General features: G+C 59.5%; 10 protein-coding genes. 5 read left to right on the plus strand and 5 right to left on the minus strand.

Features of this window, described 5'->3' with window-relative positions:
• Window positions 1-2,381 precede the first annotated feature (2,381 nt).
• Window positions 2,382-3,161: a hypothetical protein gene (locus A0W34_RS31020; RefSeq protein ID WP_064688373.1), complete on the plus strand. Its 780-nt coding sequence runs from the start codon at window positions 2,382-2,384 to the stop codon at window positions 3,159-3,161.
• A 601-nt stretch (window positions 3,162-3,762) separates the two neighbouring features.
• Here A0W34_RS31020 and A0W34_RS33890 read toward each other — a convergent pair.
• A complete protein-coding gene (locus A0W34_RS33890; RefSeq protein WP_371714683.1) occupies window positions 3,763-4,128 on the minus strand; it encodes an Lsr2 dimerization domain-containing protein in 366 nt (121 codons plus the stop codon).
• Between the two features lie 1,013 nt (window positions 4,129-5,141).
• Here A0W34_RS33890 and A0W34_RS31030 point away from each other — a divergent pair.
• Window positions 5,142-5,543, plus strand: coding sequence for a VOC family protein (locus A0W34_RS31030; RefSeq protein WP_064688375.1), 402 nt, complete (start codon window positions 5,142-5,144; stop codon window positions 5,541-5,543).
• Window positions 5,544-6,098: 555 nt separating this feature from the next.
• Here A0W34_RS31030 and A0W34_RS31040 read toward each other — a convergent pair.
• From A0W34_RS31040 to A0W34_RS31055, 4 genes are read right to left on the minus strand one after another with little or no spacing between them, the layout of a single operon-like run.
• Entirely contained in the window at window positions 6,099-6,416 is a 318-nt protein-coding gene (locus A0W34_RS31040; RefSeq protein ID WP_081559285.1) for a ferredoxin, read from the minus strand.
• Window positions 6,413-7,630: an NADH-ubiquinone oxidoreductase-F iron-sulfur binding region domain-containing protein gene (locus A0W34_RS31045; protein ID WP_232330097.1), complete on the minus strand. Its 1,218-nt coding sequence runs from the start codon at window positions 7,628-7,630 to the stop codon at window positions 6,413-6,415. Before A0W34_RS31045 ends, A0W34_RS31040 begins: the two co-directional genes overlap by 4 nt.
• Before the next feature lies 1 nt (window position 7,631).
• Window positions 7,632-8,189, minus strand: a complete 558-nt coding sequence (locus tag A0W34_RS31050) for a ferric reductase-like transmembrane domain-containing protein (RefSeq protein ID WP_021333648.1) — start codon at window positions 8,187-8,189, stop codon at window positions 7,632-7,634.
• 2 nt (window positions 8,190-8,191) lie between these two features.
• Window positions 8,192-9,133 carry an FAD:protein FMN transferase gene (locus A0W34_RS31055; RefSeq protein WP_081559287.1) on the minus strand — a complete coding sequence of 314 codons (942 nt, stop codon included), beginning with the start codon at window positions 9,131-9,133 and terminating at the stop codon, window positions 8,192-8,194.
• Window positions 9,134-9,503: 370 nt separating this feature from the next.
• Here A0W34_RS31055 and A0W34_RS31065 point away from each other — a divergent pair, with 370 nt between their 5' ends.
• From A0W34_RS31065 to A0W34_RS31075, 3 genes are all read left to right on the plus strand, one after another.
• A complete protein-coding gene (locus tag A0W34_RS31065; RefSeq protein WP_232330098.1) occupies window positions 9,504-10,247 on the plus strand; it encodes a response regulator transcription factor in 744 nt (247 codons plus the stop codon).
• On the plus strand, window positions 10,244-11,479 hold the full coding sequence (locus A0W34_RS31070; RefSeq protein WP_081559291.1) for a sensor histidine kinase: 1,236 nt from the start codon (window positions 10,244-10,246) through the stop codon (window positions 11,477-11,479). Before A0W34_RS31065 ends, A0W34_RS31070 begins: the two co-directional genes overlap by 4 nt.
• Before the next feature lie 63 nt (window positions 11,480-11,542).
• The gene (locus tag A0W34_RS31075) at window positions 11,543-12,040 is read left to right on the plus strand and encodes a DUF2231 domain-containing protein (RefSeq protein WP_081559293.1); all 498 of its coding nucleotides are present in this window, start codon (window positions 11,543-11,545) and stop codon (window positions 12,038-12,040) included.
• Window positions 12,041-12,063 lie beyond the last annotated feature (23 nt).

Below are 12,063 nucleotides of genomic sequence, written 5' to 3' on the forward strand. Positions count from 1 at the left end.
TGCATGTCGCTACCATCGCGATCCGCCAGAGCGCATTGTTGGCATGACGATCTCCGCCGCTGTTGAGTTGGTGGCGAGTGTGCTTTCCTGCGGACGCGTCGATCGGAGAGATCCGCACAGGGCAGCGAACGATGCTTTACTGCGCAGTCTTTCGGGATGGCCGCCTGTGGTGACGAGCAGTGTGGATGTGCTGTCGACGCCGACCGGTACGGCGAGCACTACAAGGTTGACTGGGCCACGAGATCGGTGAGTTCGCTTCGAAGCCGGTTCATTTCTTCACCCTGAATGATCACCTGACGGGACAGCAACCGTGGCGTCGATTTGGCCGCCTCCCGAGGATTAGTAGGTGCGCCCTATCCGACTCGCACCGTCGAGCAGTGTTGCAACGCTGCGGTCGTCATTGGTTCGAACTGATCACGTAGTCTCGAGGAGCGCTGACAATGACATTGTATTGTCGGTCAGTTGACCTTCGAGTCAGATGCAGCTCGACGCAATCACCAGGGCTAGTGTTGGCATCTTGACCTGCCCCAGGGTTTCTGACCCATGGCGGAGTGAAGATCGAGCCTCGCTCAAAGGCTTCGGTTCATGCCACGACCGTGTTCGTCGGAGTTCCGATTCCAGGCCGCAACTCTTGTCCGAGCTGACAAACCGATCACCACCGCCGCATACGAACTCGGCCTCGGCGCCCCCGCGCTCCATAGTTGGGTTCGCCAAGGCCACGTTGACCGGGCGAACGGTCAGGCATCCCCAGAACAGAATCTGCGCGGCTGACAAAAGCGATTAAACGCATCCGACAGCTCGAAATCGACGTCTAAATTCTCCGCACTGCCGCGGCGTTAATCGGGGAGAACTGCTTGGCTCCAGAAGGATTCACTCGATGTGCGATCTTCTCGTCGACGCGGGCCCGTGAACGGTTGTTGCAGGCTTTTGGCGTCATCACCTCGGCTACTGCATATACAAGATCCAGCCGATGTCACCCGACATGGATACGAGGACAGTGGCTCACCGGGCTGATCGTGGAAGTCCACACAGCCTCGCGACAGACCTACGGGTCTTGATGTGTGCATGCGGAGCTCACGCGCAGTATGGACATCGCGGTCAGCGAAAACCTCGTCGGCGAACTCATGAGGCTCGCCGGCGTCGCCGGCCTGCATGGCCCGGCGAAGACCAACGGTTGAAGGGCGTCGCGACGGCAGGCGATCTCGTGCACCGGCAGTTTCATCCTATCGTGCCAAATAGGTTGTGGTTCAATGGCATTGTGGAACACCTCACTCGGAAGAACTGTACTGCCGCGCGGTATTTGACGTGTTCAGACAGAAGACCGCTGGTCGGTCGATCGGCAATTGCCATGGCTCGACGCTGGTATTGAGTGCCTTGGAATGTCGCGATCAAGAATCGGAAACTGACTCCCGGGGGGATTGTGCACGCCGATTGTGTTGGTTGGATTCGTCCCGCGGCCTTGCCCCCCTCATTCGGCACTACAGGCGACGGGCATTCACGCGGTCCGCCTTGGGGCCGCGTCGTCAGAGCGACTAATCCACTGACCTGTCGGGGATGAAGTGTCGGTTGGTCGGTGAATGAAATCGAGTCGCTGTTCTGATGCGGTCGTAGCAATGCGGGTCGGCACGGGCGAAGGCGACGTACTGCAGGTCCAACGGTTAACCTCCCGGTCAGTCCCCCTGCGGCTGGTAGTCAATTCGTGCCACATTCGAATCCCCGCGTGGCTTGGATTGCCTGTGGCAGAAGAGTATCCGATTTCGATCATTTCGGGCGAAATTCGCAAACTATCGTCCAGAAGTACTAATGGCTGGACGGGGCAGCCAGGTTGAGTCGCGCGAGCCTGCGAATGCTCGCGCGGCAACACGAGCGCGGAGTGAATCGGTCTCCCTTGGATCCGATTCAGTTACGTTGTCTGCCAATTCTGTTCGGTTGCTCGTCCCGCCCTCCGACTTTCAGTGGAGGCGAAAGACCCTCGTGCTGCGTCTAAAGTATGAACTTTTCGTTTTTCCTTGACTTAGTCGCCAAAGTGAGAAAACTGGTACCTGTTCTAGGGTTTCGGGATGCGAGAATTCTCGCCGGCACTGGACGCAGGATGCGATTCTTCTGCATCGCTGCGAAGGCTTACCCCTACATCGATCTTCTACCGCCGACCATGTGTGGACTTGCTGAGCTGAAATCTACTGTCGGGCTGTCCTGCAACGGTATTCGAACCTGCCTTGCCTCCGGGAAGTAACTCCTGGAATGGCGCTGTTACCGAGTTCGTTCTGTCTACGGATAGGGAGGAGGAGTTTTTCTTTGCGATGATGCCGCGATTCGAAATCTGTTGCGGCATTTCATCTTGTTGAACGTCAATCGTTTCTCAACGAAGGAAAAGGTTCATAATGACTGTATCTCTCGCTCGGCGTGCCGGAACAACGGCTGCGATCTCTGCGGCAGCATTAGGGCTGGTGTTTGCGGCCACGATGCCGGCGTCGGCCCACAACGTGACGACGAATTACAACAACGCCTGCATGGGTGACCCCAATTCACTCATTGCCGGCAATGTTCACCAGCCGCTTCAGGCTCACTCCATGTCGGTTGCGCACTCGTCGTCGACACCGGGCACCTACACGATTCAGCCAGGCTCGCAAACTGTTCCGACCAGTGGTGGCGGTGCCACCGTCATCAATCTGAATCGCTTGAACCTCGTATTCAAGATTGATCCGGCAACCTTCACCTCAGCCTCCATCGTCTCCGGGACGGGCAGTGGCTTCAGTGGCACCCCGGTGGTCACGCGAGTAAATGCAAGTGGTGCTGCCGACGCGACAGGGTCCTACCTTTCTCTCAATGGCGGAGTCGGAACAACGATTGCGGGTGCGAGTCCGGGCGGCTCGAATACCTCTGATGCGGGTTTGACCGCGCTTGCCGGCGCGACCTTCACGCTGCCCTCGGTTCAGGTTGTCACGACTTCCTCCAATCCTGCGGTCTACGTCAATACCGACGGTGATGCCGGGAAGTACGCAAACCCGAAGAACTACATGACGTTCCTGTCGAAGGCGACACTGTTCGGAACTCAGTACGCCCCGACGATGTGCTTGGCAACGGATGTCAACCCGCGAACCGACGCGAATATCGGTTCGGTTCTTGCCCCTAACGGTGGCGCGGGCAACCTGCACCCATGATTGCGGGCGTGGGTGCCGCGCGTCGAGTCGATGTGACTTCCCGCGTGCGCTGAATATGCAGCGTCGCAATGCTCGGTGAGAAGTTGCCCCACGCCCATCCGGGCGTGGGGCAACTTTTGTTCTTTCGGCGACTTCACTGCTGCATTGCGGCCTCGAGCTCGTCGCTTCTTTTTGACGGGTGTGTCAGCGGGTCGGTAACCCTTCAGTGGTCGCCAAGTCGAGGCATTCTTTCCCGATCTCGGTCCTGCCCTCGGTGCCACGTCACCCGTCCAGCTCCGGATATTCGATCGACAGATCGAGTACGTTTCGGCGGAACTCGGCGAATGGCACGTGGACCCCGGGCATATCAAAGTTTACGGACCCCGCGGTGCAACTCAGCGTCAGTCAGGTAGGGGAGAGCTTGATTCGGTCCTGCCGGATGGATGTGGGGAGGCTGAACGCAAACCAGAATTCAGTGACTGTGATGCGCCGTCCAAGTGTTACGGATACCGCAGTATCTTGCGTTTGCCGTCCGCCTGATATGCGCTCTTCGATGAGGACAAGCAAGATTGCCGTGGTACCTGGAGAATGTTATTGACCTGTATCGGAGGTGAGGCCACGCCTATCTGGGTGCCTGTCCTGCTCCACTTACGGCTCTATCGTCGAACGAAGATCGTCGGTGCGCGGCATTGAACGCCTGAATGATCTGTTTCGTGATCCCTCCGGACGGGGACACTGCATAGTTATGTATCTTTGCCCAGCTGAGTACGGCTTGCAGCTGCTGCTCGGTATGTCCGAAATCGAGGGGCTTTTCGACACTTCGGGATTCTGTATCGACGGCCTTGGTATCGATCCGTTGTGCACAAGCGATGTATTGCCGGAGAACGGCTTTCAACCTTTCCGCATTGGCTGGTCTCAGGTCGATCACGTAATCAGTTCCGCGGAAGGAGAATTCAATTCTCTCGTTGACCTCATGGGTGACGGGCATCCCGTCGAGATCGTCGACGCACTGTAGAATCAGTCTCTCCACCAAGACGCATTCCTCCGAGTTGTCTGCTAGATCCTCAGCGTGTTCGTCAACTTTAGCGTGGACGTCTACCGGGTCCAGGACTTCACGGCAACTGTCTCCTAGTAAAGGCGATGTGACGGCGAAGCTTACCGGTTCCGGTCACTCGTAAGAGCATTTGCGGGCAGCAAGGGATCGGCCGATCGGACAGATGTGACCATGTAAGTCCGCGGGTCCACCTGACTGCGTGCCCGCTGTTCCGGCAGAGATGCGGTTGATCCGTCCGGTTGTTACTGACGAGTGACCGGACGGATCGTCCATGTTTGCAATTTGAATGGGTGGGGCATTAGTGGTTTGGTCCATCGGATGAACCCCACCTGTTCTCACCGGTGGACCGCTGATCTGCGTGTCGAACTTTCATCGGTCACGACACGCATGGTTCGCCGAGGGGATGTTCACAGCTGATGTCGGCGGACCTCCAAGACTGCGCGCCCGTCCCTGACAATTCGTACGCGCCGCCCACGGAGCTGCGGTCACGCTTCGGTGCCGGTGGGCAGCTGGTCCGAGCACGCCACAATCGCACCGCTCGCACCGCTCCGGTTCAGCGTGCGGCCCGGAGCGGACCACCGAGAACCGCGTGCAGCCTGAGTGGGCTAGGTCGGGCACGCATGGCTCAACCGGGGCAGCCGGACAGCCGTGATCCGGTTGGGTCACCTCTTGCCCAGTCGGCGGGGATCGGCAGACTAGGAAATCGTGCATCACCGAAATCCTGATCACACCACAGAGTTGACCGCGGCTCTGTCGCTGACCCCCTGTGGACATGACGAAGCTGCCGGTGCCTACAAGGGCGTCCAGCGGCTTCACAAGCTCGGTGCCCGCCTCGCGACTGTCGGGAAGTGGCCGCTCGGAGGGGGCATGTGCACAAGAACGCAGGTAGGGCCGTCTGTAGGGTGACTTTCTGGAGACGTTTACGGTGATGAATGAGGTGCACAACCATGGGATTCTCGGTCGAGCGGTTTGACCACATCGTGATCAACTGTCATGACGTAGACGCCACAGCCCAGTGGTACGCGACAGTACTCGGAATGACGATCGAGCGATTCGGCCCCACCGCACGCACTGCGGTGAAGTTCGGAAATCAGAAGATCAATTTGAGGCCTCTCGGAACGGTGGAGCAAGACCCAGGCTGGACCACCGGTGCCGTCGAGGCGGCAGGTTCCGAGGATTTGTGCTTCGTCACGTCAGCTTCGCCGGATGCTGTCAGCGCCCACCTGGAGAGCTGTCGGGTGGAGGTGCTCGACGGGCCCGTGACCAAGCTAGGTGCCCTCGGAGAGATGGTGTCGCACTACTGTCGGGATCTGGATGGCAATCTCATTGAGATTGCCGTCTACCCGTGAACTGAGCACGTCGAGAATGGCTTACCGTCGTGGCAACACGGCCCGATGCTGCCTCAGTCGCGGTCGCGTATTTCGATGCAAGCAGTTGTCGGTGAGCGTCGCTGGCGTACGTGTCGGCGTCAGCTTGCTCGAGCACGTTCGAGTCGACCGCACCTTGCTGTTGATGGTCCGTATCGCGACTTCCATCCTGCCGCGAAGGGCCAGCCCGTCTACTTCAATCCAGCGTCAGCAACCGTCCATACCCACAACAGCTAGTCGGGCCGAAACACCGATTTAGAGACAGCCCCGCGTGTTCGAGAAATTCGCATATCACGGAAATCCGTGAGCACTGTGCCCGTCGTCGTGACCGAACCTGGACGTGACTGTGTCCAGGGCGGCTGTCGGCTTTGGTCACCGTGCTCGAAAGCGGCATATCGATTGCTCGACCAGAGCATGCACCCAATGAGGGTTCTTGCGTAGAGCCACCGCGTCGGTGCGCGCCGCCGACGCCAATGCGGGAGTGACCGGACGGGACCCCGCACTAGTCGCAGCGCGGATTCGATACGCGCCGACAGTTCATCGATTCTTGAATTCGACAGGGTCAGAAACACTCTCGCCTGCACGACATTTGACTCGTTCGCCGCTGACATGGCCTGAGATTCTATCGGCCGGCCTCGAGATGATCCGCAATGAGGCTTTGGGGCAGAGTTTGACGGCGCGTTGGGCATTCGTTTCGAGTTCGGTGGGGATGTGCGGCTCACGTCGGCGATCGTGTGGGAGTGGATATCCCCATTCGTCACGCGTCAGCAGGGTCGGCAGTAACTCTGTGCACAGTCCTCGACCTTCACACGTAGTCCAATCGATGTGTAGGACTTTGGGCGTTCTTGTGCTCATGATGCCGCTCCCATCCGTGTGTTGACCTCGCAGGCTCCTGCGGCATGCATTCGGAGATCGTGCTGGAAAACGTGAAGGGAGCTCCTCACCAATCTCACTGTCCCGTCCGGATGTTTGCATGCTCCACGCCCCTCGACCAGATCTGCCAGATATCGGATCGACTCCTGGGTATGGACCGACCCTGAGCGATAGGCAATCTCGGATAACGCGCGTGCCAGTCGGGGCATTCCGTTGATGCACGGTCCACACTGCCGAGCGCTTTGATCGGCGAGATACTCAACGATGTCGGCTGAAGTCTTCAGACCACACCTTGCGTGACCCAGTACGTGAATGACTCCGGCGCCGGGCGAAGCACCGACCTTCGCCAAAGCTGTTGTTGTCATGGTGGTGGTTGGCAAGTCTTGCGCATCGATCCAACCTCCGTGAAACCCGCCGACGAGGACTGCTCTGATCGACGGAGTATCAGTACGCGAATACTGGGTCACCAACTGATCCAATGGAATTCCCATCGGGATCTCGACGACACCACTCACGGTCACATCGCCTGACAGGGTGATCAAGGTCGTCCCCGACGCGTCGCCCAGCCCTCGCGTGCGGAACCACTCGGGTCCGTATCGGGCGATGAGAGCGATGTGCGCCAGTGTCTCTACATTGTGAACCACTGTGGGTCGTCCGTTCAGCCCGGCCACGGTGCTGTGTACCGAGCGGTCTCGAGGAATGGGTGCTCGGCCTTCGATCGTTCCGACTACCGCGGATGTCTCGCCGCTGATGAATGTCTTCAGTGAAGCCACGAGTGTGACCAAAGGCTCGGTCAGCCCGGCAGTCCTTCTTTCTTTCAACGCATTCCGTACGAATTGAAGCAGTTGCGATCCTGCGTACAGATATGTTTCTTCGCTTCCGCACTCGTGTGCGACGAGTTGTAAGCCGTCGAGGACGAGGTGCGGCGCACGTTCGAGAAGAACTGCATCCTTGTCGCTGAGCGGTTCGCCTTCGCTACCGTTTGCGATAACCACAACACGCCGTCCAGTTACGGAATCGAGTTTTCGCGCAGTCGAAAATGCCGCCCCGCCTTTCCCGTGGAGACCGGCATCGGCGAGTAGGCGGCTCAAGGTACCCGGCGACGAGCGTGGGTTGTGGCCGTGGAGGGCCGTGTGGGTGGCTAGATCGGGTGAGCATGCGGCGAGAAGGCCCGCATAGGTGGATTCGGTTGTCACGTCACGTCCTTTCCATGAGGCGCAGGGTCGAGAATTCGACGAAGTCTGTCCGGAGTCGCCAGAGAACTGCTCCGGTCACCGCGACGGCCGATCCGATGGCGATAGCGAGAAACCACGTGTGTCCTGAGTCCGTTCCGTTTCCCAGTCCGTGCGCGAACGCGATCGGCCACAGAGCGTACGCGCTCCAATGAACGACGCGAAAAGTTCTGTTTCCTAGGCGATTTCGCAGTAGTCCTGTCAAGGACACCGCTAACAGAACATCGAACGCAAGGGTGCCCAGTCCGAGCCAGAAGGCACGATAGTTACCCAGGAAGGGGAAGACGAAGTCGACGAGTTTCAGTTGTGCGTACGGATCGGCCAACAGTGCCAGCATGTGTACGACTACGAGGATCACCCCGATCAAGGCGGCGTCCCTGTGCACGTTCTGCACGCCGAATCGAGGTAGTCCCGCTAGAGCTCTCCCGGACCGTGTGACGATTCCGAGAACCATCGACATCGTCATGAACACGAGTGCGGTGATACCTGTCCCTCGACCCAATGCCCACAGTGCTTCGTCCACGACTAGGGTTCCCGTCTGCCGGTGGCGACCGCATCTTCCGTCGGCCATCCGTTCAGTAGGCGGATCTCACCTGCACGGTCCACCAGTCGCACCGGTAGGCCCGTGTTCATGAGGTCCCGCGCACCTTCGAAACCTCGGACGATGCATGCGGTGCTCGCGAGGTTTGCCGACACACAACTGTCCGCGCCGACGGTGACCGTCTGCCATGCGGCATCAACGCTGGTGCCACTCCGCGGATCGACGATGTGGTGCACGTGTCTACCGTTTTGCGACCATCGACGCTTCCTGGTGCTGGATGTAGCGATGGCTGTCCCGCCTGGAATGGCGACCGTATCGGCCGGGGCGTCGTCGCCGTCTTGGACGAGAACGATCCACCCACCGTCCGGCGCCGGTCCGGCGGTAGCGATGTCTCCGCCGAGGCACACCAGGACACCGCAGTCGAGTGACATGCTGACGGCTTGCGCACATTCGTCTGCTGCGAGGGCCTTTGCCGTTGCCCCGAGGTCGAGTTGGACGCCCGGGGGAACTGTGACCTTTTGTCCGTCGAGTTTGACCGAGGTCCACTGCGGAGTAGAGACGAACGATGTCTTGATCGGCACGTCCCTGCCTTCGATCTGCGCGAAATCGCGGTCGTATCCGAGCGCGACGAGCGCTGCGCCGATGGTCGGGTCGACGGCGCCGTCCGTGCACTCGGCGCCATCGAGTGCTGTCTGGATCAGCCGGGCAAGCGTGCTACTCACTTCGACCGGTAGGCCTGTCGACTTTTCGAGAGCTCGAATCTCCGAATCGTCACGAAATCGACTGCATGCCAATTCTATTTCGAGAAGGCGCTCGTCGATGATCGACCTGGCAGATGGAATCGCCTCGGGTTTTGTCACCACGACCGTGGCTTCGAGGCCCCACACCCTCCACATGGAACTCGCGACGCTCAGGGAGGTGGTCACGATCCGGCCGATCGAGCGTGGGGAGTAGAACTTCCGCTCGAGGTCGTCGGTGCCGCCGCGGTTGAGGTAGTTTTCGATTGCGAGTTCGGAGTCGAATTGCCGCCAGGTGCACTGCTCGATTGCTTGGTTTCGTCTGTGGTCGCTGTGATCGGCGTGGCCTGCGTATCCGAATAGGCAAGTACTGTTCCGCCGACAACGCTCACGACTCCGAATGCCACGAGGGCCCCGGTGACGATTCGGGTGCGTCGAAATCCGTCTTCCGGTGTATCCATCTGATGCCTGCTCTCGAAGGTTCGATTGAGAACTCAACAATCGGCCGAGATGCTTGTCCGGGGCTGCACGTCTGCTGTGAAGCTGCGGGGAATCGGTCGTGCCGTCGGAGAGTTCCGAGTTCCACGATCGCGGTGCAATCTTGGAGAGTTCTCAGAACGGACGTGGCAGGCTCGCAGGCATGGGCGCGAAACCACGAATTCTTCTTGTCGAGGACGACCGGCAATTGGCGGGCCTGCTTGCGGACCTCTTCGAGGAGGAAGGGCACGAGGTCGACGTGGCGCACGACGGACAAGTCGGTCTGCATCTGGCGTTGACCCGCAGCTACGATGCTTTCGTTTTCGATCGTGGAGTGCCGGTCATCGACGGTGTGGAATTGCTCAGAACCCTCCGGGCGAGGGATTGCTCAGTACCGTCGTTGATCCTCACTGCTCGCGGTTCCGTTGCCGATCGAGTGGAGGGACTCGATGCCGGTGCCGAGGACTACTTGGTCAAACCCTTCGAGATACCCGAGTTGTTGGCTCGAATGCGTGCGCTGTTGCGTCGCCGAACGTCCATAGTGCCGATCGTGGTCGGAAGGTGGGAAATCGATCGAGTGAACCGGACGGCTACCGACACCGAGTCCGGATCGGTGACCTCGTTGTCCGAACGCGAGAGCGAACTGCTCGGGTTTCTGTGCGCATCGCCTGGGCAGGTTTTTTCTCGGACTCAGCTTTTGGGGCGTGTCTTCGGAAGTGCCGATACTCCAGGCACCGTTGACACTTATGTCCACTATCTCAGGCGGAAACTGGGCAGGGACGTCGTAGCCACCGTCCACGGACTCGGATACCGGCTCGGATCATGATTGTCCGCAGCAAAAACAAGGACCGGCAGTCGTCTGGGATCGGGTTCGGTGACGAGGTGCGTCTACGGCGCGCCGGACGTTCAGCTGCGGTCCAAGCCGCCATTGCTCTCGGTGCCGTGTTGCTGATCGTCGGAGCGGTGTCCTACGTGGGGTATGCGCGGGCACAGGATCGTCAGATTCGTTCTGCACTGACCGAGGTTGCAGCCACAGCAGACGATGCGGACGATCCGCCGCCCGGTATGTCGCTGGCCTTTCGTTCCGATGATGGGGTGGAGACCGTGAGCGCGCATGCCCCCACCGGTACCGCGGAACTCTTGGATGCGCCCGCTGGGTATTCGGATTTCACCGATGGTGACAGCAACTTCAGGGCCCTCGTCTCCGACGGTGCGGAAGGTCGCGTTGTCGTGATCGCGGCACTCGAGCCCTATGAATCAGGAAGGCAGCGATTACTTCTTGCACTCGGATTTGCCGAACTCACCGGAATTGCCGCATCTGTGGGCGTCGTGGTGTTGTTGTCCCGACGTGCGATTCAGCCACTGACACAGGCGCTCGAGTTGCAACGTCGTTTTGTCGCCGATGCATCGCACGAACTGCGTGCGCCGTTGACCGTACTACACACTCGTGCACAACTTTTGGCTCGACGCGGAGACTCGCTCGAGTCTTCTGAGCTTGTTTCGCAGCTCAACGGGTTGGTGGACGACACTCGGGCCCTCGGCGAAGTCATCGAGGACCTGTTGATGGCCGCATCGATGGACGACAGCGGACAACTCCGGAATCGAGTGGACATGGCGGCAGTGTGTGAGAAGGTCCGTGACAGTGTGGCCGATCATGCTCAGAAATCTGGCGTCTCTGTCGACGTGAGCAAGGCCGGAACTGGAGAGCCAGTGGTCTTGGGGATCGAATCGGCTTTGCGCCGAGCGGTTCTCGCGCTCGTTGACAATGCGCTTGCTCACGAGCGTCCAGGAGGCCACGTCCTTCTCCGCGTCGAGCGAGATCGCGACCACGTCAGAATCCGCGTGAGCGATACGGGAATCGGAATCGAATCTGAAGCGGTTCCGATTCTGTTCGACCGATTCTCACATGGCCCGACTCAACCCGCCGGTAGCCGGCGATATGGCATCGGATTGTCCTTGGTTCGCGAGATCGCGCACGCGCACCGAGGGAAAGTCTTCGTCGAATCGACACCGGATGTCGGCTCGTCCTTCGAGATTGTGCTGCCGGTAGCTCGTTGACACCGAGCACGTTCGAGCAGGGTCCCCAGAACTCTCCAAGAAATCCTGCCTACGTTGATCGACATGGGCCTGACTACGATCGGCGGATTACCCGCTCACCCGCTCCTCGTTCATTTCGTTGTCGTGTTGGTTCCGCTCTCGGCGGTTCTGGTTCTCTGCTCCGTTCTGTGGCCGAGTGCTCGGCGCAGGCTCGGGATCCTCCCACCGGCCATCGCCCTCGTCACGTTGATACTCGTACCGATCACGACCGATGCAGGTGAATGGCTCGAACACAATTCGCCTCACAGCGAGTTGATCGAGATTCACGCCGAACTCGGTGATCAAATTCTGATCTGGTCCATCGCGGTGTTCGTGTTCGCGGCGACATGGTGGGTTCTGCATACCAATAGATTCACCGAGTGGCGAAGCGCACGAACTTCACTGTCCGACAGTTCGACGCTGCTCCGAGTCGTGACAGTTGCGATAGCGGCAATGGCAATCGTGGCGGCCGTTGGTTCGATGGTCCAGGTTTGTCGAATCGGTGAGAGCGGAGCGAAGGCAGTCTGGCAGGAGCAGTCGTAGACATCCACCGAGCAAGTCCACGG

It is taken from the genome of Rhodococcus sp. BH4 (assembly GCF_002079265.1).
GTDB classification, from domain to species: Bacteria; Actinomycetota; Actinomycetes; order Mycobacteriales; family Mycobacteriaceae; genus Rhodococcus_F; species Rhodococcus_F qingshengii.

What these genes read in the sequence shown, in the direction of transcription:
- A0W34_RS31020 (WP_064688373.1), top strand. Translation starts at nt 2,382, where the DNA reads ATGACTGTATCTCTCGCTCGGCGTGCCGGAACAACGGCTGCGATCTCT.
- A0W34_RS33890 (WP_371714683.1), bottom strand. Translation starts at nt 4,128, where the DNA reads ATGCCCGTCACCCATGAGGTCAACGAGAGAATTGAATTCTCCTTCCGC.
- A0W34_RS31030 (WP_064688375.1), top strand. Translation starts at nt 5,142, where the DNA reads ATGGGATTCTCGGTCGAGCGGTTTGACCACATCGTGATCAACTGTCAT.
- A0W34_RS31040 (WP_081559285.1), bottom strand. Translation starts at nt 6,416, where the DNA reads ATGAGCACAAGAACGCCCAAAGTCCTACACATCGATTGGACTACGTGT.
- A0W34_RS31070 (WP_081559291.1), top strand. Translation starts at nt 10,244, where the DNA reads ATGATTGTCCGCAGCAAAAACAAGGACCGGCAGTCGTCTGGGATCGGG.
- A0W34_RS31075 (WP_081559293.1), top strand. Translation starts at nt 11,543, where the DNA reads ATGGGCCTGACTACGATCGGCGGATTACCCGCTCACCCGCTCCTCGTT.